We start from the raw sequence: 21,848 nt of genomic DNA on the forward strand, positions 1-21,848 counted from the left end.
GTCCACCAGAGGAGGATCATTGACGAACACCCCCGCCCCGTCCCTGTTCACCGGGCTGAGTGCCTTTCCGCTGACCCCGCTGAAAGATGATTCCCTCGACGAGGATGCCTTCGTCGGGCTCATCGAACGTCTCGTCCTTGCCGGAGTCGACTCGATCACGACGCTCGGATCGACCGGTTCGTACGCTTACCTCGACACCGACGAACGCGTCCGGGTGGCGCAGCTGAGCGTCGAATCCGCCCTGGACATCCCCGTCTTCATCGGAGTCGGTGCACTGCGGACGAGAGACGTTCTGGCCAATGTCGCCTCCGCCGAAGCTGCCGGAGCGCAGGGACTGCTGCTGGCACCGGTGAGCTATCAGCCGCTGACCGAGGATGAGGTGTTCGCACTCTTCCGCACGGTCACCGAGTCCACCGATCTGCCCGTAGTCGTCTACGACAATCCCGGCACCACGCACTTCACGTTCACCACCGAGCTCTACTCACGTCTGGCCGGGCTCGACGGTGTGGCCTCGATCAAGATCCCCGGAGCACCTGCCTCGCCCGCCGGATGGGACGAGCGCATCGGCGAGATCCGTGCGGCCATCGGCAGCGAGGTGACGATCGGCATCTCAGGCGATGCCCATGGTGCAGAGGGCCTCAACGCCGGCTGTGATGCCTGGTACACGGCAGTCGGCGGCACCATCCCCGAGCCGATGCTCGAGATCACGCGGGCCGCGGAACTCGGCAATGCGCAGCTCGCCCGCGAACTCTCGGCCGAGCTGCAGCCGCTGTGGGATCTGTTCACCGAATTCGGCGGAAGCCTGCGCGTGACCGCCGCCATCGCCGAACATCTCGGGCTCGTGGGTGCAGACACCCTGCCTCTGCCGGTGCGTGACCTCGATGCGGCAGCGAAGCGCAAGGTTGCCGAGGTGGCCGACAACCTCGATCTCGGCTGAGTTTTCCCTGGCGACGTCACCGACCGCTCGCCTCAGCGCCGAGCGTTCACCGTATAACGTGAGCGGTCGACGTTAACTGAAGCAGTCGCTGAGTGTGTTCACCATCCGTCCATCTGCGGTTCGGAACCGGTCCATTCCGGGTGCCTATGAATAGGTGTTTGCGGGTTCAGTCGGCCCGCGACGCCCAATCGATCCCGGAGAACCGATGACGATCCCTCTGTCCGCGAAGACGCTCACGGCCTCTGCGGCCGCCCTCCTGTTGGCCACCGGTTTCACCGTCGGCGGCACGGCGCCAGGCACGAGCACCGCTCACGCCGCAGAAGTGGATGATCCGATCAGCTCCTCGGCTTCGGACGCGCAGATTGAGATGGGCTTCCTCGGATCTCACGAAACCGGACAGTTCGACGAATCCGCCGCCGAGATCACCGCCGTCCACGGCGACACGGTCTTCACCGTCAACGCCCAGGCGGCCACCGTAGACGTCATCGACGCCTCCGACCCGACCAACCCGCAGAAGGTCTCCGAGATCACCGGCACCGGGGTCGCGAACTCGATCTCCATCCGCGAGGACGGCCTCGGCGTCATCGCCCTCGAGGACGACTACAAGACGCAACCGGGAACCGTGATGTTCTTCGACGCGAACGACCCCGAGACGGACATCCTCGGCGAGGTTCCGGTCGGGCCCCTGCCCGACATGGTCACCGTCACTCCGGACGGCAGCCATGCCCTGGTCGCGAACGAGGGCGAACCGGCCGATGATTTCTCGACCGATCCGCAAGGGTCGGTGTCCGTCATCGACCTCCCCGCCGAGGTGGCCGCGCCGTCGGACTCGGACGTACACACCGCGGACTTCCACGAGTTCGAGGACGGCGGAGCGAAGACCCTGCCCGAGGATGTGCGGATCTTCGGACCCACACCAGAAGAGGACCTGCCGATCTCGCGCAATCTCGAACCCGAGTACATCACTGTCGCCGGGGACAAGGCCCACGCGACCCTGCAGGAGGCGAACGCGATCGCGGTCGTCGATATCGCCTCGGCGTCGGTCGAGGAGATCCTCCCATTGGGTCTCAAAGATCATGGCCAGGCCGGCAACGGGCTCGATGCGTCCGACCGGGATCCCGAGGATGCTCCGACCGTGAACATCACGGAATACGAGGGGCTCAAGGGCGCCTATATGCCCGATACGATCTCGACGTTCACCTCCGGCGGCACCGATTACCTCGTGACCGCGAACGAGGGCGACTCCCGTGAGTGGGGCGACTTCGTCGATGCGGCCAGGGTCAAGGACCTCGGCGAGGACGGCCTCGCACCGGTGTGCGAGACCTCGCCGCTGGCTGACAAACTCGGCGACGCGGACCTCGGACGGCTTAACATCATCACCGATCTGGGTCTGAACGACGCCGGCGACTGCTACGAGGAGCTCGTGGCTTTCGGCGCCCGCTCATTCTCCGTGTGGACCACCGACGGGAAGCTCGTCGCCGATTCCGGGGACGAGTTCGAGAAGCTGACCGCCGAGGCGGTGCCCGAATTCTTCAATTCCAACCATTCCGAGTCGAACCTCGAAGGACGCAGCGACGACAAGGGCCCAGAGCCCGAGGCGCTGACTATCGGCGAGGTGGGGGAGACGACCTACGCGTTCGTCGGCTTCGAACGCATCGGCGGAATCGCGGCCTTCGACCTCAGCGACCCGGGCGTCCCGAAGTTCGCGACCTACTTCAACAATCGGGACTTCTCGGTCTCCGTCGAGGACGAGGTCGAAGATGCCTTGGATCCTGCTGCGCTGCTCGCGAGCGCTGGAGACCTCGGGCCGGAGGGCATTACGTTCCTCGGAGTCGATGAGTCGCCGACGGGTGAGGCCGCGCTCGTCGTCGGCAATGAGGTCTCGGGAACGACGAGCCTCTGCTCGGTGGCCGATCTCGCGAACGGTGGAGACGACGGCGACGATGAGAACGCCGGGACTGACGAGGATGCTGGGGTCGATGAGAACGCCGGCACTGATCAGGACGCCGGCGCAGACGACAACGCGGGTGCCGACGACAACGCGAACGAGGATGCTCAGGTCGACGCGGCCGGCAGCGAGTCCGACTCCGAGGTTGGTGCGAACGACAGCGCTCGGGCCGACGCGGGCAGCGAATCAGATTCCGGCAGCGAAGCGAACCCGGCTGCTGACGGTGCGGTTGCTGACGGGGCGGAGTCGGACAGCGGCTCGAATACCGGCGCTGGCAGCGACTCCGCAGCCGCTGCGAATACCGGCTCGAATGCAGACTCGAATGGTGCCGGGGCGGACTCTCAGGGCAGCAGCGACCCGGCAGCCGGCTCGACCGCCAGCACTGACACTGCCTCCGATGCTGGCTCGAGTGCAGACGGTTCCGCAGCTTCCAACGACGCCGACGGTGACTCGCTGCCGCGCACCGGTGCCGACCTCGGTCAGTACCTCATCCTCGGCGGCATCGCTGTCGGCCTCATCGCTCTCGGCACGGCGGCCTTCTTCCTCGCCCGCCGCCGCAGCTGACATCCAGTCGCACGCGACCGCCGACCGCTTAGCTCACCGCCGACCGCTCGCCCTGTGCCGTGGGCTGTCGACGGCAACTCGAGCGGTCAGCGGCGGCGCCGACGCTGACTCGAGCGGTCGACGGCAACATGAGCGGTCGGTGTGGCCAGGCAGGGAGATCAGTCGATCTGGCCGATCGGCTCGCGCTTCTCGGCCTGGAACTGATCCTCGGCGCGGCCGCGTGCCCAGTAGGCGGAGATCGACAGTGACTCCCGCGGCACTTCGCGGTCCTTGAGGATCTTGCGGATCGCCTTGATCTTCTCGCGCTCGCCGTGAGCGAAGACCTGCGGAGTGCCAGCGCGCCACTCGAGCCCCTCAACTGCGGCAATGAGCTCCTCGTCCGAGTCCACCCATCTCACCTCGACGCCTTCCGGCGCCTCGGGCAGAACGCGATCGGCGTCGTCGGCGACATAGGCCAGGACGACCCCGGTGGCTTCGGTGGGCATGGCCTCGATGGCCGAACTCACCGCGGGGATCGCGGAATGGTCGGCGATGAGCAGGTGCCAGTCGGCGTCGGCGGGGGCGTATTTTCCGCCCGCGCCGGAGAGGACCAGCGTGTCTCCCGGTTTCGCGTTCTTCGCCCAGGGGCCGGCGATGCCGTCATCGTCGTGGATGACGAAATCGATGCTCAGCCACTTCTCGTCCAAGTCGATCTCTCGCACCGTGTATGTACGGCGACTCGGCAGCTTCTCGGGGGACTTCTCGCGCAGCTCCGTCAGATCGTAGGGTGGGACGAGCTTATGTGCCGGGTCGGCGAAGAGGAGCTTGACGTACTTGTCGGTCGCGTCGTTCGAATCGATGTTGTCGAAGGAGTCCCCGCCGAGGCGGATCCGCACCAGGTGCGGGCTGACTTCGGTCGTCTCGAGGACAGTGAGAACAGCCTGCCGGCGGACGGGCCGTGCGGTGCGTTCGGGGGAGTTGGGTGCGGTCGTCACAGGCGGCCTTTCTCAAACGGGGTGCCCCTGGAAGCTCACAGTCGACTCCGGAGTGCGAAGCCGCCTCGGCGCAGGGGTTCAGTAAGGCTCACCTTATCAAACCCCCATGGGCGGCCGGTTCCTGATTCCAGCGGACGGATTCTACGCCTCCCGCCGCGCGGATCGGCCCCCATTGCTCCCGCCGGTGGGACCGGCCCATCGCTGCCGTCAGTTGGAGCGGTCGGCCATCTCCCGGCGACGATCGTCGCGGATGCGTTTGAGTCCTTTGACCGATTTGAGCGAATCGAGGATCTGCACGCCTGGAAGCGCGGAGTTCGGTCCTTTGCACTGCATCATGTCGTCGGGGTCAAGCAGGACCACGCGGATCGCGTCGTCCTTCATTCGTGACAGCGCCTCGGTGAGCATGCTCCGGGCGATGGAGTTGATCTCGTTGACACGGCGCAGGTCGAGGACGAAGGTGTTCGTGGTGGAGCCGGGTTCGTCCATCGTGCGCAGGACGTTCTCCGAACCGCTCCACTGGATGAGTCCCTGCAGGCTGCAGATGCGGACCATCTTGCCCTCGGCGTCGACGAAGCGTCGGTCGCGGCGGATGATCGAGCGGGCCGGTTCCGGCGCATCCATGATGTGCAGGCTCAGCCGATCTGAGAGGTCCTGGAAGATCTTCGCTCCCCGGACGCTCGTGCCGTGCCTGTCCAGTCGCGGAGAGAACGTGGCGATGCCGACCTGACCGGGCATGACACCGAAGACACCGCCGGAGACGCCGCTCTTGGCGGGAATCCCGATCTCTGTCATCCAGTCGCCGGCCGCGTCGTACATGCCGCAGGTCATCATGACGGCGAGCACCTGCCGATTGACCCTGGGAGAGAGCACCTGTTCGCCGGTCAGAGGGTTGTGGCCGCCTCCGGCCAGGGTGGCGGCCATGATGGCGAGGTCTTTGACGGTGACGGTGATCGCGCACTGTTCGATATAGCCGCGGACCACCTCGTCGGGGTCGTCGTAGAAGATGTCGTAGGACCGGAGCATGTTAGCAATGGCGACGTTGCGGTAGGCCTCCCGCCATTCGCCGTCGGCCACCGATTCGTCGATCGACAGCTCTCGGCCGGCGAAGCGGGAGAGCCCGGCGCGCACGATCTCCGTGCGTTCGGCCAAGCTTGCACCGGGATCGCCGAGCAGAGAGTGGATGGTCATGGCTCCGGCGTTGATCATCGGATTGAGCGGCCGGCCCGACTTCTTGTCCAGGGAGAGCTCGTTGAACTTCTCACCGCTGGGTTCGACGCCGACCTTCTCGAGGACCCCGGCCAGGCCCTCCTGTTCGAGGGCGAGGCCGTAGATGAAGGGCTTAGACATCGACTGGATCGAGAATTCGTTGTCGGCATCGCCGGAGGTGTATTCGACGCCGTCGAGGGTGGAGATGCAGATCGCGAGCTTCTCCGGATCCGCTGCAGCGAGGTCCGGGATGTAGTCCGCATTCTCGCCGGACCGATCCGGTCGGAATCGGTCGAGCGTCTCATCGAGGAAATCCGGGATAGGCGATCGCAAAGCACCTCCTGCTGCAGTCGTGGTCGGTGGGCACAGCGTAGCTTGACGCAGACTGCCATTCTCACACACTCCTCCGCCCGCTGCCGTTCGTCGGCAGCAGAGCCACCGGTTCGGCCGAATGGGGCCGGTGCGGCGGAACTTCGATGACGTATTCAGCGGCACAGTCTCAGCGCCGCACCCGGCGGATGTTCCAGGTCTGGTACCGAACGTGCAGCTCCTGTGACGGGACCCGGCCATAGTGTGAAGTCATGACCCGCCCCCAAGCTGCTCCTCCTCATCGGCATCGCGTTCACAGTCGCCGTCATCGGCGTGATCGTGACCGCGCTGGTGCTGCGGTACTCGGCTCCACATCCAGAGACCAAAAGTCTGCCCGAGCATGCGCTGACCCCGCAGGAAACCATCACCGAGGTGGACCCGATCGACGCCGATCCGAAGCGCGTGCCGGCCCCGGACATCGATTCCTGAGGCCGGATTGTCTGCACCGTCGCACATCTGAACCTGCTGGTCGCACCGCTGCGTCCGCTTAAGACCGCCGAACAGAGATCGAGCCCCTGCCGCAGTCGGCAGGGGCTCAATCAGGTGACGCAGACGATCAGCGGTTTCCGGCAGGTCCGTTGCCGCCGTCGAAGCCATTGTCGCCACGATCATCTCCGCGGACACCGTTCCCACGAATGTCGTCGCTGCGGCCCGTACCGCCGGACTGCTCGTCGCCGCGATTCGCTCCACCGGTCTGACCACGGTCACTGCCGATCGCATTGTCGGCTGCGTCGCGAGCCTTCTTGATCTTGTCCGAGTGCTTGCCTCCGGTCAGGGAATCGGCGACACCGGCGGCCTTGTCGAGGACCGAGTCGGTGACCCTCTCGGCCTTGTCCGAATTGAGCTTGTCCCTGACCTTGGGATCATTGGCCAGATTCTTGGCCTTGTCGAGGAATTTGTCGAATGCCATGGCGCGGTCCTTCTCAGTTGGTCGATTGCATTGTCGATGCTGATCGTGGAGATGTTCGGGGACGCTTCGAAGCCTAGTGGGGCTGCCTGTGACGCAACTGGCAATCGCACGAGGCAGATTCTCGGGCCACCGACTTCTCTCACGCCTGAGTCAGGCGACGGTGATGGGCATTTCGGGCAGTGAGGAGGAGCGCTGCGAGCGCAGCCGAGAGCACAGAGGCGCTGAGCACGGCGACCTTTGCGACATCGTGCTCGACCGAATCGGCGGCGAAGCTGAGTTCGGCGACGAGGAGAGAGACGGTGAAGCCGATGCCGGCGAGCAGCCCGATGCCGGTGAGGTCGGCCCACCGCAGGCTGGGATCCATCTCTCCGGTGAACCTAGTGACCAACCAGGTGGAGGCGAGGATGCCCAACGGCTTGCCCATGATCAGCGCCGTCATGATTCCGTAGGTCAGGGGATGGGAGAACGCGTCTGCCAGACCGTGAGTCCCACCGACATCGACACCGGCGGCGAAGAATGCGAAGACCGGGACGGCGAACCCGGCCGACAGCGGTCGAATGCGGTGTTCGAGCGCCTCGGCGAGGTCGATTCCGGACCGGTGAGCGCCTTCGTCCGAATGCCCTCGGACGGCAGCGGTCGTGCGGTTCGACGTGGGGCCGACGACTGCGGGAATCGTGAAGCCCAGCAGTACTCCTGCGATGGTCGCATGGACACCGGAGGCGTGCATGAACGCCCAGGCGGTGAGTCCGAGGGGGAGGAGGATGACCCATGCGGACCAAGCACGGTCGACGAAGAAGCGACGGAAACGACTCGCGATGATTCCGAAGACGATGACGATTCCGAGCGCCGCGGCAAGGGGGAGAACCGCTATGGTCTCGGTGTAGAAGATCGCGATGATGGTGATCGCCAGCAGGTCGTCGACCGCGGCCAAGGTGAGCAGGAAGAGTCGCAGTGCCTTGGGCAGGTGGGAGCCGACGATTGCGAGCACGGCGACGGCGAAGGCGATGTCAGTCGCGGTGGGGATGGCCCAGCCGCGCAGCAGCTCAGGGCGGGTGAGTAGGAAGGCCGCGCATATGACGGCGGGGACGAGAACCCCGCCGACCGCCGCGGTGATCGGCACGACGGCGGAGCGGAGTCGGCGCAGGTCGCCGCGGGTGAATTCGGCCTTGAGCTCGATGCCGACGAGGAAGAAGAAGACGGCGAGCAGTCCGTCGGCGGCCCATTGCCCGATGCTCAACCGCAGATGCCAGGGTTCGTAGCCGAAATTCCAGTCGCGGATTGCGAAGTATCCATCCGACGCAGGTGAGTTCGCCCAGATCAGCGCGGCAGCGGCGGCGATGAGGAGCAATGCGCCGCCGACGGTGTCGCGGCGGAGCATCGCGAACAGTCGTTGTCCCGGAGTATGCGGGGCGGCAGAGCGTGAGTCGGAGGCAGAAGTGGCAGAAGTGGTGGTCACAGTGATCCCGTTCGTGGTCGGAGGAGGTGAGGATCCGACCCGAAAGGGTGAGCGCGCTGACAGTGCTCAGTTCGTCGACGCTGATCGTACATATGTGATTCGAGCAGACGTGCCGGGCACAGACGGTCAGGACCGTCGGAGTGTCACACCAGGGGCCGGAGAGGAAAATCTCCGCGTGCGAACGGCTGTGTGCCCGACTGCATCTCGCCCCAGGAGGTGATGTAGCCGTTGGTGCCCGGGTGCGGAAGAACCCACACCTTCGGGCGGAAGGCGGCTTCCGGGGCTGAGTGTGACATCGCGGACAGTCTACCCCAGGCCGCCGGAGAGACGCGTATGCAGAGTCTCCGTGTAGGTGTTCATTCCGGTGATCTCCACGCTCGTGCCCAGTTCTTCGTACTTCGTCACGATCGCGTCGAGGGCAGCCACGGTCGACGCGTCCCAGACATGAGAGTCGCTCATATCGATGACGACTCGATCGGGATCATGCGTGTACCGGAACTGGGTGGTCAGATCGTTCGAGGAGGCGAAGAAGAGCTCACCACGGACCACATAGCGGGCGACCGCCTCGGCGGAGGCAGAACCGGTCTCGTCGCTCGGGTCGACCGGAGAGCCCGCATCGACCCGATCATCCGGGGAGCCCGTCACGATCGTGCGTTCGACGGTGACGAAATGGGCGACCCGTCGCACGAAGAGCACGCTGGCCACGAACACGCCGACGACGACGCCGATGGCGAGGTTGCCGGTGGCGACGACGACCGCGACGGTGGCGACCATGACGAAGGTCTCGGACTTCGGCAGCATCCGCAGCGTCGAGGGGCGGATGGAATGCCAGTCAAAGGTATCGACGCAGACCATCATCATGATCGCCGCGAGCGCGACCATCGGGATCATGCCCACGATGTCGCCGAGGACGACGACGAGGATGAGCAGGAACGCTCCGGCCATGAACGTCGAGATCCGGGTTCTCGCCCCCGAAGCGCGGACGTTGATCATCGTCTGTCCGATCATCGCGCATCCGCCCATGCCGCCGAAGAGACCGGAGATCATGTTCGCCGCACCCTGCCCCCAGGACTCACGGGTCTTGTTCGAGTGAGTATCGGTGATCTCGTCGACGAGTTTCGCCGTCATGAGCGACTCCATCAGCCCGACGAGAGCCATGGCCAGCGAGTAGGGAGCGATCGTCGTGAAGGTCTGCCAGGTCAGCGGCACCTGCGGGATGAAGAGCTCGGGCAGGCTGCGCGGCAGTTCACCCTGGTCGCTGACGGTGGGGACATCGATGGCGAAGACGATGACGATGCCGGTGATGAGCACGATCGTCACCAACGGTGCCGGCACGACCTTCGTCAGCTTCGGCATGAACACGAGCACGACGATGCCGACGGCCAGCAGCGGGTAGACAGTCCACGGCACCCCGATGACGTGGGGGACCTGCGCCGCGAAGACGAGGATCGACAGTGCGTTGACGAAGCCGACCATGACGCTGCGGGGGATGAAGCGGATGAGCTTCGCCACCCCGGCCACGGCCAGCAGGATCTGGAACACACCGGCGAGCATGACGGTGGCGATGAACATGTCCATCCCGTGCTCGCGGGCGACGGGGGCGATGACGAGCGCCACGGCTCCGGTCGCCGCGGAGATCATCGCCGGCCGTCCGCCGAGGAACGCGATCGAGGTCGCCATGATGAAAGCGGAGAACAGCCCGACCTTCGGATCGACCCCGGCGATGATCGAGAACGCGATCGCCTCGGGGATGAGGGCGAGCCCGACGACGAGCCCGGCCAGGACCTCACGGGTGAGCAGCCTCGGTGAGGTCAGTGCGGTGATCACGGTCGGGTCGGGGCGGTAGCGCCTGGAATCATCGGCGGTTTCGGCCGGAATGGGAGTCGTCACGACCGGAACACTACCCTCCGTCTGGGTCAGCCGCGAGCGCGCCGGTCGATGCGCAGCACAGTTTCGAACAGGACAGAGATGCCCGGCATGATGTCGGACAAGTCGGTGAATTCCTCAGGGCAGTGGCTGCGTCCGTCGACCGAGGGGACGAAGATCATGCCGACCTGGGTCTTCGCCGCGATGATCCCGGCATCGTGTCCGGCCCCGGAGAACATTGTGGCGCGTGTGAGACCGAGTTCGTCGGCCACCTCCGTGATGGTGGAGGCGATCGGCTCATGCAGAGGGACCGGCGCATCGTCGGTGGTCCATTCGATTTCGACCTCCACTCCGCGTTTCTCGGCCTCGCTGCCCGCCGCCGCAGTGAGCCGACGCTGAGCTTCGTTGAGCCAGGAGCCCTCGGGGCCTCGGAACTCTCCTTCGAGACTCGCGTTCTGCGAGACTACGTTGACGGCTTCCGGGGTGAAGCGGATCTGTCCGCTGGTGCCGCGCGTGTTCGCACCCGATTCGGCGATCGACTCCACGGCCAGCACCGTCCCGGCCGCCGCGCAGCCGGCATCGGACCGCACATCCATCGGGGTGGTGCCCGCATGGTCCTGACGGCCGGTGAAGAGGGCCCGGAAGTGATTGATCCCCGTGATCGTCTCGACGACGCCGATCTGTCGTCCGGCGCGTTCGAGTTCGGGCCCCTGTTCGATGTGAAGCTCGAGGAACGCCGTGACCGGGGTGAAATCGTAGGCCGCGCCGAGGAAGTCCCCAGGGTCGATGCGTGACTCCGGCAGAGCCTCGGCGAGGCTGCGTCCGCTGGGATCCGTGGCCGCCAAGGTGCTGCGGTCGACCTGCCCGGTCATCGCGCGGGAGCCGACGCAGAAGAGACCGAAGTCATTGGGCTCTTCGTTGAAGAACACCACGACCACCAGATCGTGATCGACACGGACGCCGTGCTCCTGGATAAGCCGCACGACCTCGATCGCGCCGAGTACACCGACGATCCCATCGAATCGTCCACCACCGTCGACCGTGTCGGTGTGGGATCCGAGCATGATCTGACGACCACCGAGGCGGCCGGGCAGCACTCCGATGACATTGCCGGCACCGTCGATGCGGGTGTCCATCCCTGCCTGCCGCATCAGCCTGCGGGCGAATTCTCGCCCCGAAACGTCGAACTCACTCAGGGCGCGCCTGGTCCAGCCGGGACGGTCGGAGTCGGTCAACGTCGACAGTTCGGTGAGTTCGGCAGCGACGCGGTCGCGTGCGGGGGTGATCATGCTCATCATCGAGTCCTCTCTCGAGCCGGTGCAAGGGTGTCCGCGAACCTCTACCGACAGTGCAGGTTCGGTCGTGTTCGTCTACTTCAGGCTCACTCCGGATCCGTGGAGGCGGACCTGCAGCCCCGCCTCGGTGGCGGTGATATCGGTGAGTTCCAGTCCGGCGGGCAGGAAGTCGAGATCGATGACGATATCGGAGATCGCCGAGGTGAGGAAGCCGGGCAGTCGGTCGACGGAGATCTCCGCCGATCCCAGCCTGATGGTCGAGGCGTCGACGACGGCCCGTCTGCCATCGGCCTTCGGGTCGATGCCCACGAGCAGATCCTGACCAAGCATCGACCCCTTGAGGAAGAGCTGCCCGTCGAGGGTCGTGAACGTCATGCCCTCGGGCAGGTTCGCATGCTCGGAGGCAAGCTCGTCCAGGGTCGAATGGGGGAGGACCGCCGTGCTGTCGACGGTGCCGATGGGCCGCGACGTGTCGGTGGGCACGTCATAGAGCTTCGCATCGACATCGGTGAAGTCGACGCCCTCATAGCTCGCCTGATCGGCGGTGATGTGGACGGAGTCGAGCTTGCCGGCCGCCATCTGAGTGAGCACGGGGAAGCCTTCGACGGAGACATCGGCCTCACCGTAGTCGGCGAGTCCATCGGCGATGCGCTGCTCCGTGGTGTAGTCGACGATCCGGTCGGCCGCGATCACCCCGATGACTAGGGTGAGGACGATGACGACCGCGGAGAAGATGAGCGTCGTCCGACGGCTGCGACGTCGTGGCCGGTCGTCCGGCCGCGGGTACTGAAGAGTCTGCGCCGTGGTCATGGGCTCCATTGTTGCGCACTCGCCGGTCTGTTCGCATTCGCCGGTCCGGCAGAATCGACCGCTCTCGATCCGCTCATCCGTTGAGGATGATGACATCGAGGGTGCGTGGTCCGTGCACTCCCTCGACCCGGCTGAGCTCGATATCGCTCGTGGCCGACGGCCCCGAGATGAACGTCAGCGGCGCGTGCGCGTCGAGGCGGGCGATCCCCTCCGGCACGATGTCGACGATGTCGCCCGTCCGGACGATGCACACATGGTGGTCGGGCACCAACGTGATCGCCCGTCGTCCGCACTCGTCCGATCCGTCAAGGACGATCGTCCCGGTCTGCGCGATCGCCACCGCCGAGGCAGTCACCACCGCTCCTTGACCGTCAAGGTCGTCGACGCTGAGCTCCTCACCCGGAGCATCGACCCTCGCCTCACCGGAGAAGCCCTGCAGCCAGGTCTCGTCGAGACCGCTGGGGACGACGACCGAGGAGTGGTCGCCGATGAGTTCGGCGATCGTCTCGCTCGGATCGCCGTCGGCGCGGTGCACGTTCGCCTTGTAGTCGACGAGGCGGTCGATGAGCAGTTCGACGAGGCCCTCACCCGTGTGCGTGCCCTCATGGTGGTAGCCGGCGTCGGCGGCCGTGGCGGCAGTGTTCGCCGAGGCGACACGGCCCGATTCGGCATGTGCCGTGCCGCCGGTACCGCGTACCGTCGTCCGCGGAGACGACGACACGTATTCCCCGCCGCCGCGGCGGCCGAGTGCTTCGCTGATGCGGGCGAGGATCTCCTCGCGGGCGGTGTCGGTCATCGCTGTCCCTCCTCGTCGCGGTCGTCCGCGTCCTCTTCGGCCCACAGCTGTCGGAAGCTCTTCTCCGGCAGGGCCGGGATGTCGCGGCTCGAGGTCCAGGCACCGGCGATTCCGGGCAGAGCGTTGATCTGCTCACCGCCGGTGACCTTGTGCGCGAGGGGCAGTCCCTTCTCTGCCGCGGCCATCCGCTTCCCGTCGCCCATCATCCACGACGCGCCGGTGAGGGCGGTGTCGAGCTGGGAGGACACGGGGGAGTGGTTGGCTTTGACATCTTCGCCCCGCAGATGGACGAGGATCTCCGGGATGTTGATCTTCACGGGGCACACGTCGTAGCAGGCGCCGCACAGGCTCGACGCGTACGGCAGTGAACCGTTGCCCTGTTCTTCGACTCCCGTGAGCAGCGGGGACAGGATCGCTCCGATCGGCCCCGGATAGGTCGAGCCGTAGGCGTGGCCGCCGGTGCGTTCGTAGACGGGGCAGACGTTCATGCATGCCGAGCAGCGGATGCAGTTGAGCGCCGTACGTCCGTGCTCATCGGCCAGGGCCCGGGTGCGTCCGTTGTCGAGGAGAACGAGATGGACGTTCTGCGGACCGTCTCCCTCGGACTTTCCCGTCCAGAATGAGGTGTACGGGTTCATCCGCTCACCCGTCGACGAGCGTGGCAGCAGCTGCAGGAACACCTCGAGATCGGCGAACCTCGGCAGCAGCTTCTCGATGCCCATGACGGTGATGAGAGTCTCCGGCAAGGTCAGGCACATGCGCCCGTTGCCCTCGGACTCGACCACGCCGAGGGTGCCGGTCTCCGCGATGCCGAAGTTCGCTCCGGAGATCGCGACCTTCGTGGTGAGGAATTTGTGGCGCAGGTGTCGGCGGGCCGCCTCGGCGAGGACGGCAGGTTCGTTCGTCAGCTCCCCGGCGTCGGGCATCTTGTCCATGAAGATCTCACGGATCTCATCCCGGTTGCGGTGGATGGCGGGAACGAGGATGTGGCTGGGTTTGTCCTCGCCGAGCTGGACGATGAGTTCGGCCAGATCCGTCTCGAACGCATCGATGCCTTCGGCCTCGAGATGCTCGTTGAGACCGATCTCCTGGGTGGCCATCGACTTGACCTTGATGACCTCACGGCGGCCGGTCTCGAGCACCGGCGCATTGTCCTCGACGAGTTCGGTGACGATGGCATTGGCCTCATCGGCGTCGCGGGCCCAGTGGATGATGCCGCCGGCGGCGGTGAATGCCTCTTCGAACTGCGCGAGGTACTCGGGCAGGTTCTCCATCACTTCGTTCTTCGTGGTCTCACCGGCGTCGCGCAGGGCTTCCCAGTCGTCGAGCTCGGAGACGACGTCGGCGCGCTTGGACCGAATCGTCGAGGTGGCATGCCCGATGTTGTTGCGCAGCTGCTGGTTGCTCAGATGTTCGTGCGAGACCTCGGGAAAGGTCCCGGCTTCGATGATGTTGCCCTGCCCGCCGGGCAGATCGCTGCGTCGCTTCGACGGCAGCAGCGGCATTCCCAGAAAGGTCATCGCAGGCTCCCTCCGCTCACTTCTGCTCCTTCGCTCGGCGCCCGCAGCGGGTCTTCCTTCGTCGACGCGAGGATCCGGGCCAGATGGACCGCGGCTTGACCGACGCGGAACCCGGACTGGGTGCGGCTCGGCTCGGCCGGAGAGGTGCCTCGACGGCCTGCGGTGAGGTGGTCGTCATCGTCGGCACCGACGACCGTCGTCAGCGTCTCGGTCGAGTGCCCCCGCTCATCGGTCGGGCTCGTCTCCTTGACGTGGACGGTGGTGACGTCCGGGGCGCCGTCGAAATGTCCGGTGCGGTCGAACCGCGACATCCCGCCGCCGATGTGCAGCAGACAGGAGGCATCGCCGCCGGTGCACACATCGGCTTCGGTCGCCTGGATGGTGCGGACCTTGTCGGCGAGCATCGCCGAGGACACCTCCGGGTTCTTCACGGAGAACGTGCCGCCGAAACCGCAGCAGGAATCGGCCAGAGGCAGTTCGACGAAGTCGATGTCCTCGACGGACCGGACGAGGGAGGACTGACGGTCACCGAGACGCAGCAGCCGCATTCCGTGGCACGACGGGTGATACGTCACACGGTGCGGGAAATAGGAACCGAGATCGGCCGCGGCATCAGTGACGCCTTGGACGTCGGTGAGGAACTGGGTGAGCTCATAGGTGCGGCCGGCCACCTCGGCGGCTGCGGAGGCCAGGGCGTCATTGCCCATCCGCGCCGCGACCATCGGCTGCTGGTGGCCGAGCGAGGCCACGCAGGAAGCGGACGGGGCGACGGCGACATCCCATTCGGTGCTCGTGAAGGCGCGCACATGGTTGGCGATGACCGGTTCCGCCTGTGCGAACTTGCCGGAGTTGATATGCATCTGCCCGCAGCAGGACTGCCCTTCGGGGAAGATGACCTCGTGGCCCAGCCTGCGCAGAATACTCACGGTTGCCTGCGCAACCTCGGGATACATCGCATCGACGATGCAGGTGGCGAACAGTGCGATCCTCATCTGACCTCCGAGCCGGACGCTGTGCTTTGCGGTTGGCGGGATCGGCATCCGACCGGGACGAAGCCGTGGTCGGAAACGGTCCTTGTCACTCCGTGCTCAGACCGTAGCACCGGGACCTGACGCGGCAAATGTGCGCGACCGGACGGGCGCGCCGGTGCGCGGATCACTGCGAAAGTCCGGCCGCCTCGGGGGAGGGGCAAGCGATTTAGATCCCATGACCCTGCGCTAATCTCCTGCGCCGGTCGGTGCGGGCAGCGACGCACGCGCAGACCCATTTACCTGGGAGGGGACCGCCCATAGGATGACGATATGGATTCCCAGCGCACACAGAACATCAGAACGGTCTCGGCCCGCATCAACTCCTTCCACTCGTCGATCTACTTCTCGCAGACGGTCGGCGCCGAGTACGCCAAGTACGGACTCGAACCCGGTGTCGAAGGCAATATGGCCGCCCGTTCGGCTCCGCTGGGACGGGTGAATCCCGGAGTCGTGTCCGCCGCGTACTACAATTACTCCCCGAATTTCGTGGCCGGAATGCTGCCGCGCCTGTGGGAGACGGTGAGCCCGGAGCAGATGGTCCAGGCCCGCTTCGACGCAGTGGGCGCGTATATGGCCGAACTCTTCGGTGACCGTGACGACATCGCCCTGCTCACCGAGGCGGCCACCCAGATGACGGAGACGTTGGCACCCGTCCTCGCCGCCATGGACTTCGCCGGTCGTGCCCTGGCCGCGGCCACCGCCGATGCCATCGGCGGCCACCAGGCGAGCACCGCGTTCGAGAAGATGTGGGACGTGGCGACCGTGGCCCGCGAGTTCCGCGGCGACGGCCATGTCGCCTCCCTCGTCACGGCCGGTGTGCCCGGAATCGACGCCCTCATGCTCGACGTCGCGACGGGTGCCGGGTTCCGTCCGCGAGCGGCGCAGAAGACGCGCGGCTACACCGATGAGGAATGGCAGACCGCGCAGTCCAGGCTCGCCGAGGCGGGGCTGATCACCGTGGACAAGGATGACCGCGGGCACGACCTTCCCCTCATCACCGAGGCGGGACGTGACCTGAAGGAACAGGTCGAAAGCCTCACCGACGGCACCGTTGCAGCCGCGTGGTCCGTCCTCGACGATCAGACGATCGAATCTCTGCTCTCGCCGAGCCGTGACCTGCTGCGCGTCATTGCGAAGTCCGGTGCCTTCCCTTCGAACATCTTCGCCCGCCCCGAGAAGAAGGCCGGCTGAGACGCGACCAGCTCTGCCGTGCCCACTCCACATGTGAGCGGGCATGGTCGAGGGCAGCCGACAGCTCATCGAAGAGAAGCTTGTGGTGGCGCAGTGCGGTGAGCCCCCCCCGACCTGTTCGAACAGTCCGGCCCGGCTGTCTCTGACGCCCTTGATGAGCACCGTGATCCCGCGGCGCTCGAAGGCTGTGACCATATCGGTGAGGATGCGGGCGCCGGTGGCGTCGACGAGTTCGTGCTGCGACATGCGCAGCACGACGGCCTCGACTCCCCGCAGCCCCAGAACCTCATCCGAGATGCGATCGGCCGGGGCGAAGAACAGCGGTCCGTGGAAATGGACGATCGCGATCCTCTCATCACGCGGATCCTCGGACTCTGATTCCGAGAGTCGTTCGATGCGCACCGAGGTGAGCGACGACAGCTTCCGCAGAGCGGAAGACCGCGGCAACGACGACGCCGATGCCCACGGCGACGATGAGGTTGAATGAGATGGTGATGAGCGCAGTGATGACGAACCCGACGGCATCGGACTTCGTCGAGCGCAGAATCGACCGCGTCGTCTTGAGATCGACCATCCGGACCGCCGTGACGAAGAGGACGCCGCCGAGGGCCGCCAGCGGAATCCGACTCACCGGTCCCGCAGCCACCGGCACGATGAGCAGCAGCACGGCCGCGTGGACGATCGAGGCCAGGCGCGTGCGACCGCCGGCACGGATGTTCACGGGGGTGCGGGCGATTGCATCGGTGGCAGGGATGCCGCCGAAGAGCGACGATCGGCACGAGGACGACGGCCACGGCACCGGTGGGACCGGAGATCTGCAGGTGGGATCCGCCGAAGCCCAGAGCCAGGGGCGGGGCGACGATGCCGACGGTGGCGCCGGCGAGGAGGTCCTTCGGCCAGGAGCGGCGGGTCTCACGGTAGTCGGCGACCGACGGCAGCAGACATGGTTGGCCCGACGTTCGGATTCGACGAGACGGTGGCGCCGCAGCACCGCGAGATGCTGCGAGAGGTGCGAGGCCTCGAGCGCAGTCTCGGCCTGCAGACCGGCCACACTCCTCGTCGTTGCCGGAGAGGAGCTCGAGGATCCGGATGCGGAAAGGGTGGGCAGGGCCCTTGAAGAGGTTCGCCTTGACCTCGTACAGGGGTCGCTGAAGCTGATTCAACGGCATGATGAAACCATCTTTCGAAAGCTCGGGTTCAGATCCGGCTGGTCTCAGAGAATGAACAGCCCGGTTCCGCAGCTGCGGAACCGGGCTGTGCTCACGATCGCCTCGGAAGGCGGCGGTCAGTCCTCGTCGGTCACCTTCGGGTAGGCCTCAGCCACCTTAGCGGCAATCGATTTCGCCTCATCGGAACTCGGCCCCTCGGCGGAGAACACGGCCTTCCGGTAGTACTGGAGCTCGATGATCGAGTCGATGATGTCTCCGAGTGCACGGTGGCCACCGTGCTTGGCCGGTGCCTGGAAGTAAGCGCGTGGGAACCACTGCTTGGACAGTTCCTTGATCGAGGAGACGTCGATGATCCGGTAGTGCAGGTGCTCGACGAGTTCGGGCATCTGTTTGGTGAGGAACACCTTGTCGGTGCCGACCGAGTTCCCTCCCAGCGGTGCCTTGCCGGCCTCGGGGACATGCTTCTTCACGTATTCGAGGACTCGGGTCTGCGCCTCGGCGACGGTGGTGCCTGCGTCGAGTTCAGTGATCAGGCCCGAGGTGGTGTGCATGTTCGTGACGAATTCGTTCATGTTCGCCCGTGCATCCGCCGAGGGCTTGATGACGATGTCGATTCCGTCGTCGAGGGGGTTGAGCTCGAAGTCGGTGACGATCGCAGCCACCTCGATGAGTTCGTCCCGCACCTCGTCGAGGCCGGTCATTTCGCAGTCGATCCACACAATTCTGTTGTTGCTCACCCGCCCAGCTTAGAGCAGACAGCAGGGAACGGGACATTCCAGGGTGCAATCGGAACCCCTCCGCGGCTGAGTCACGGCCGCCTCGGCGAGGGTGGGGTCGGGGTGATCGTCAGACTGTTGATCGGGAACGGCCCGGGGGAGAGTCGGGCGTGTGAACGTCGACACACACTGAGCGTGCGCACAAAGTCGATGTCCGGTATGTGACTTAAACTTGAAGAGTCCCCGAACTGGGGTGCCATTTTTGCTCGGCTGAGGGAAGGTTCGCTCGTGCGTTACACATTCGCTGTGATTCTCATGGTGGTGGGTGTCGTCGTCGGTGGCCTCGGCATCCTGCAGAAGACCCTGTGGGCGCCGGAGGATACGATCACTGCCACCGCACAGATCGATGCCGACAAACCGGCAGTCATCGTCGACCCCGGAATGCTCAACCTCTACGAAACCCCGACCACGCTCACGGTCAAAGGCAGCGGCGACCTCACGATCGCCCAAGCCCCGATCGAGAACGTCGAAGCATGGGCGGGACAGTCCGCCTATGACCGCGTCACCGGACTCGCCGAAGGTGGCAAGCTCACGACCAAGGCGACCGATGGTGAGGGCAAGGTTCCCAATCCCGCCGGGGCCGATCTGTGGCAGTCGGAAGTCACCGGCGCCGATTCGGTGGAACTGGAGTGGAACGACGATGCCAACCGCACCGGATTCCTCGTCGCCGGTGACGGCGAAGCCGGAGCGGTCAAATCCGTGACCCTCACCTGGCCCAACCACGCCGAGACTCCCTGGGCGCTCCCGCTGATGATCATCGGCGGTGTCCTCTTCGTCGTCGGCGTCGTCCTCCTCTTCCTCGGTGCGAACAATTCGAAGAAGGAAGCGAACCGCCGCAAGGCGCGCCAGGAGCGCCGCCGCAAGCTCGCCGAATACGGCACCGCCTTCGCCGTCGTCCCCGTGCTCGCACTCAGTGCCTGTGGGCCCGAAGAGCTGCCGAAGCCCGAGCCCTCCGAGGCTCCGAGCTCCGCAGCCGCGGGTGTCACCGATGACCAGGCCAAGCGGATCCTCGACTCCGTGGCCGCCGACGTCAAGGCCGCGGACAAGAAGACCGATAAGAAGGCACTGGCCGAACGCGCCGCCGGTCCCGCACTCAAGCAGCGTGAAGACCTGTACAAAGTGAAAGACGACGTCGAAGACCAGAAGATGGCGCCGGAGGTGGCCAGCGAAGAGATCGTCGCCAACTACACCTCGGCCACCGATGCCTGGCCGCGCGTGACCAGCCTGATCACCTCCGCCGGTGGGAATTCGCAGCTGCTAGTGCTGACCCAGGAGGATCCGCGCAGCAACTACAAACTGTGGTCGCAGACCCAGTTGACGGCCGGCACGAAGCTGCCCGAACTGCCCGACTCACGTCAGGGCGCGAAGATGCTCGAACCCGGATCCAAGGACTTCGTCACCACTCCGGAGAAGGCCGTCGCCGACTACGCTAAGGCCCTCGGGAGCGGAGCGGACTCGAAGGAGGCGAAGAAGTTCGAGTCCGATGACTTCTCGAAGTCCATCTGGAAGAACCAGAAGGACCAGAGGGCCAGCGCCGAAGAAGGCAAGGCCGAGGTGAAGTACAAGTACACTCCGGGCAAGGAACTCGTCGCCCAGGGCACCTCCGGGGACGCCGCCATCGTCACCGGAGTCATCGACGCCGAATCGACGATCAGCCCCGAGTCGAAGGAGGGTCGCACCGGCACCCTGTCGCTGTCGTCGCCGCAGAAGGAACTCGTCGGCTCCGCGACGACCAAGGAGCCGGTGACGACGAAGACCACCCAGGTGCTCACCTTCCTCGTCCCCAAGGACGGCAAGGTCAAGCTCATCGGCGGTCTCGAGACCCTCGCCGGAGCCGAAGTAGGCTGAGGCGGTAGGTCGGCACCGTGGTGTTCTTTCCCTGACGGCTGAGGAAATAGCCGTGGGCGCACCGGTGTTGATACGTTCTGTTGGATAAGCGTGGACCAGGCGCGTCACTGTTTGCGCCGAGCCCACCGACCGCGTCACAAAGGAGACCACGTGTCAATGGATCCCTCGCAGGAGAGCACGCAGCCCAATCAGGGACTCGACCTGTCGGCCGTGCGCAGCAAGAACATGCCCGCCGAACAGGGCGGTCAGACCGGTCAGGCCGCCGGCGCTAACGGTGCCGTCGGCGGTCAGGCCGGAGGGGACCCGAATGCGGTCGCCGTTCCGGGACTGGTCTTCGACGTCGACGAATCGACGTTCACCAGCCTGGTGGCGATCTCCGACCGTGTGCCCGTCGTCATCGACCTGTGGGCCGAATGGTGCGAACCCTGCAAACAGCTCTCGCCGATCCTCGAACGCGTCGTCACCTCGTACGGGGGACGTCTGGTGTTGGCCAAGGTCGATGTCGATGCGAACCCGCGTCTGCAGCAGGCCTTCGGTGTTCAGTCGATACCCACGGTCGTCGCCCTCATCAAGGGTCAGCCCGTGCCGCTGTTCCAGAGTGCTCTGCCCGAACCTCAGGTCCAGGCGTACTTCGACGAGCTGCTCAAGCTCGCAGGTGAGAACGGTGTGACCGGTCATGCGGCCGTCGGGGGAGCCGAGCCCGAACCGGCCGGCCCCGCCCACCCGGAGGCCGAAGAGGCACTCGCCAAGGGCGACTTCGACACCGCAGTGAACCTGTTCAAGGCCGCGCTGGCGAACTCTCCTGCCGATGAGGAGGCGAAGTTCGGTCTCGCCCGGGCGGGCCTGGGCCGTCGCCTCATCGACCAGGAACCGGCCGATCTCATCGCCGCCGCCGATGCGGACCCCAAGAACGTCGACGCCGCGAAGGCCGCGGCCGACGCCGAAGTGGTCAGCGGCAACGCCGGCAGCGCCTTCAACCGGCTCATCTCTCTCATCCGCACCACCGCGGGCGATGAGAAGGAATCCCTGCGTCTGCGAGTCCTCGATCTCTTCGAGGTCCTCGGCGCCGACGACCCAGCCGTGACCAAGGCACGGACCGCACTCATGAGGGCACTGTTCTGATCCAGCGAATCCGACTCATCACCGCCATCCTCTTCGGCGTAGCGGCACTCACGCTCGCCG

Annotated in this window: 19 protein-coding genes and 2 pseudogenes; 6 read left to right on the forward strand and 15 right to left on the reverse strand. The window is 65.6% G+C overall.

Translation table 11 applies throughout. The features are described from left to right. Positions 1-19: 19 nt before the first annotated feature. Positions 20-937: a dihydrodipicolinate synthase family protein gene (locus D3I60_RS05555; protein ID WP_262775157.1), complete on the forward strand. Its 918-nt coding sequence runs from the start codon at positions 20-22 to the stop codon at positions 935-937. 205 nt (positions 938-1,142) lie between these two features. Next, entirely contained in the window at positions 1,143-3,449 is a 2,307-nt protein-coding gene (locus D3I60_RS05560) for an MSCRAMM family adhesin SdrC (protein ID WP_262775158.1), read from the forward strand. Positions 3,450-3,607: 158 nt separating this feature from the next. On the opposite strand, the gene D3I60_RS05565 is transcribed toward D3I60_RS05560, so the two are convergent. Both D3I60_RS05565 and D3I60_RS05570 read right to left on the reverse strand, forming a co-directional pair. Further along, on the reverse strand, positions 3,608-4,423 hold the full coding sequence (locus D3I60_RS05565; RefSeq protein ID WP_262775159.1) for a siderophore-interacting protein: 816 nt from the start codon (positions 4,421-4,423) through the stop codon (positions 3,608-3,610). Positions 4,424-4,630: 207 nt separating this feature from the next. Continuing rightward, positions 4,631-5,962: a glutaminase gene (locus D3I60_RS05570; protein ID WP_262775160.1), complete on the reverse strand. Its 1,332-nt coding sequence runs from the start codon at positions 5,960-5,962 to the stop codon at positions 4,631-4,633. A gap of 315 nt (positions 5,963-6,277) precedes the next feature. Between D3I60_RS05570 and D3I60_RS05575 the strand changes: the two genes are divergently transcribed. After that, on the forward strand, positions 6,278-6,427 hold the full coding sequence (locus D3I60_RS05575; protein WP_262775161.1) for a hypothetical protein: 150 nt from the start codon (positions 6,278-6,280) through the stop codon (positions 6,425-6,427). A 127-nt stretch (positions 6,428-6,554) separates the two neighbouring features. Here the strand turns inward: D3I60_RS05575 and D3I60_RS05580 are convergent, their stop codons facing one another. The 9 genes from D3I60_RS05580 to D3I60_RS05620 all read right to left on the reverse strand — a co-directional run bounded on the left by D3I60_RS05580 (position 6,555) and on the right by D3I60_RS05620 (position 15,643). Next, positions 6,555-6,908: an antitoxin gene (locus tag D3I60_RS05580; RefSeq protein ID WP_262775162.1), complete on the reverse strand. Its 354-nt coding sequence runs from the start codon at positions 6,906-6,908 to the stop codon at positions 6,555-6,557. Between the two features lie 139 nt (positions 6,909-7,047). Further along, a complete protein-coding gene (gene nhaA / locus D3I60_RS05585) occupies positions 7,048-8,286 on the reverse strand; it encodes a Na+/H+ antiporter NhaA (protein WP_262775205.1) in 1,239 nt (412 codons plus the stop codon). Between the two features lie 221 nt (positions 8,287-8,507). Beyond that, positions 8,508-8,660 (reverse strand): hypothetical protein, encoded by a 153-nt coding sequence (locus tag D3I60_RS05590; RefSeq protein WP_262775163.1) that lies wholly within the window; start codon positions 8,658-8,660, stop codon positions 8,508-8,510. Positions 8,661-8,670: 10 nt separating this feature from the next. Then, positions 8,671-10,242, reverse strand: coding sequence for a SulP family inorganic anion transporter (locus D3I60_RS05595; RefSeq protein WP_440588562.1), 1,572 nt, complete (start codon positions 10,240-10,242; stop codon positions 8,671-8,673). 38 nt (positions 10,243-10,280) lie between these two features. Then, on the reverse strand, positions 10,281-11,525 hold the full coding sequence (locus tag D3I60_RS05600) for a M20 family metallo-hydrolase (protein WP_262775165.1): 1,245 nt from the start codon (positions 11,523-11,525) through the stop codon (positions 10,281-10,283). A gap of 75 nt (positions 11,526-11,600) precedes the next feature. Further along, positions 11,601-12,335, reverse strand: coding sequence for an LmeA family phospholipid-binding protein (locus D3I60_RS05605; RefSeq protein WP_262775166.1), 735 nt, complete (start codon positions 12,333-12,335; stop codon positions 11,601-11,603). Between the two features lie 73 nt (positions 12,336-12,408). Then, the gene (locus D3I60_RS05610) at positions 12,409-13,131 is read right to left on the reverse strand and encodes a LutC/YkgG family protein (RefSeq protein ID WP_262775167.1); all 723 of its coding nucleotides are present in this window, start codon (positions 13,129-13,131) and stop codon (positions 12,409-12,411) included. Then, positions 13,128-14,651, reverse strand: a complete 1,524-nt coding sequence (locus D3I60_RS05615) for a lactate utilization protein B (protein ID WP_262775168.1) — start codon at positions 14,649-14,651, stop codon at positions 13,128-13,130. The genes D3I60_RS05610 and D3I60_RS05615 overlap by 4 nt, the downstream gene beginning before the upstream one ends. Further along, positions 14,648-15,643, reverse strand: coding sequence for a (Fe-S)-binding protein (locus D3I60_RS05620; RefSeq protein ID WP_440588561.1), 996 nt, complete (start codon positions 15,641-15,643; stop codon positions 14,648-14,650). The genes D3I60_RS05615 and D3I60_RS05620 overlap by 4 nt, the downstream gene beginning before the upstream one ends. A 309-nt stretch (positions 15,644-15,952) precedes the next feature. On the opposite strand from D3I60_RS05620, the gene D3I60_RS05625 reads away from it, so the two are divergent. Further along, a complete protein-coding gene (locus D3I60_RS05625; RefSeq protein ID WP_262775169.1) occupies positions 15,953-16,873 on the forward strand; it encodes an SCO6745 family protein in 921 nt (306 codons plus the stop codon). A 168-nt stretch (positions 16,874-17,041) separates the two neighbouring features. Here the strand turns inward: D3I60_RS05625 and D3I60_RS05630 are convergent. The 4 genes and pseudogenes from D3I60_RS05630 to orn all read right to left on the reverse strand — a co-directional run. Next, a pseudogene (locus D3I60_RS05630) lies at positions 17,042-17,275 on the reverse strand (STAS domain-containing protein); the annotation flags it as partial. Beyond that, positions 17,229-17,672 (reverse strand): SulP family inorganic anion transporter, encoded by a 444-nt coding sequence (locus D3I60_RS05635; protein ID WP_262775206.1) that lies wholly within the window; start codon positions 17,670-17,672, stop codon positions 17,229-17,231. The gene D3I60_RS05635 and the pseudogene D3I60_RS05630, both read right to left, overlap by 47 nt. Positions 17,673-17,804: 132 nt before the next feature. Next, positions 17,805-18,042, reverse strand: a pseudogene (locus D3I60_RS05640) (ArsR/SmtB family transcription factor); the annotation flags it as partial. A gap of 116 nt (positions 18,043-18,158) precedes the next feature. After that, positions 18,159-18,743: an oligoribonuclease gene (gene orn / locus D3I60_RS05645; RefSeq protein WP_440588563.1), complete on the reverse strand. Its 585-nt coding sequence runs from the start codon at positions 18,741-18,743 to the stop codon at positions 18,159-18,161. A 303-nt stretch (positions 18,744-19,046) separates the two neighbouring features. Between orn and D3I60_RS05650 the strand changes: the two genes are divergently transcribed. Both D3I60_RS05650 and D3I60_RS05655 read left to right on the forward strand, forming a co-directional pair. Beyond that, the gene (locus tag D3I60_RS05650) at positions 19,047-20,666 is read left to right on the forward strand and encodes a hypothetical protein (protein ID WP_262775171.1); all 1,620 of its coding nucleotides are present in this window, start codon (positions 19,047-19,049) and stop codon (positions 20,664-20,666) included. A gap of 156 nt (positions 20,667-20,822) precedes the next feature. Beyond that, the gene (locus tag D3I60_RS05655) at positions 20,823-21,788 is read left to right on the forward strand and encodes a tetratricopeptide repeat protein (RefSeq protein WP_262775207.1); all 966 of its coding nucleotides are present in this window, start codon (positions 20,823-20,825) and stop codon (positions 21,786-21,788) included. Positions 21,789-21,848: the final 60 nt, after the last annotated feature.

The sequence above is a fragment of the Brevibacterium permense genome (assembly GCF_025506275.1).
Lineage (GTDB): Bacteria > Actinomycetota > Actinomycetes > Actinomycetales > Brevibacteriaceae > Brevibacterium > Brevibacterium permense_A.

What these genes read in the sequence shown, in the direction of transcription:
- D3I60_RS05605 (WP_262775166.1), bottom strand. Translation starts at nt 12,335, where the DNA reads ATGACCACGGCGCAGACTCTTCAGTACCCGCGGCCGGACGACCGGCCA.
- D3I60_RS05590 (WP_262775163.1), bottom strand. Translation starts at nt 8,660, where the DNA reads ATGTCACACTCAGCCCCGGAAGCCGCCTTCCGCCCGAAGGTGTGGGTT.
- D3I60_RS05580 (WP_262775162.1), bottom strand. Translation starts at nt 6,908, where the DNA reads ATGGCATTCGACAAATTCCTCGACAAGGCCAAGAATCTGGCCAATGAT.
- orn (WP_440588563.1), bottom strand. Translation starts at nt 18,743, where the DNA reads ATGACCGGCCTCGACGAGGTGCGGGACGAACTCATCGAGGTGGCTGCG.
- D3I60_RS05615 (WP_262775168.1), bottom strand. Translation starts at nt 14,651, where the DNA reads ATGACCTTTCTGGGAATGCCGCTGCTGCCGTCGAAGCGACGCAGCGAT.
- D3I60_RS05655 (WP_262775207.1), top strand. Translation starts at nt 20,823, where the DNA reads ATGGATCCCTCGCAGGAGAGCACGCAGCCCAATCAGGGACTCGACCTG.
- nhaA (WP_262775205.1), bottom strand. Translation starts at nt 8,286, where the DNA reads ATGCTCCGCCGCGACACCGTCGGCGGCGCATTGCTCCTCATCGCCGCC.
- D3I60_RS05610 (WP_262775167.1), bottom strand. Translation starts at nt 13,131, where the DNA reads ATGACCGACACCGCCCGCGAGGAGATCCTCGCCCGCATCAGCGAAGCA.
- D3I60_RS05600 (WP_262775165.1), bottom strand. Translation starts at nt 11,525, where the DNA reads ATGAGCATGATCACCCCCGCACGCGACCGCGTCGCTGCCGAACTCACC.
- D3I60_RS05625 (WP_262775169.1), top strand. Translation starts at nt 15,953, where the DNA reads ATGGATTCCCAGCGCACACAGAACATCAGAACGGTCTCGGCCCGCATC.
- D3I60_RS05560 (WP_262775158.1), top strand. Translation starts at nt 1,143, where the DNA reads ATGACGATCCCTCTGTCCGCGAAGACGCTCACGGCCTCTGCGGCCGCC.
- D3I60_RS05620 (WP_440588561.1), bottom strand. Translation starts at nt 15,643, where the DNA reads ATGAGGATCGCACTGTTCGCCACCTGCATCGTCGATGCGATGTATCCC.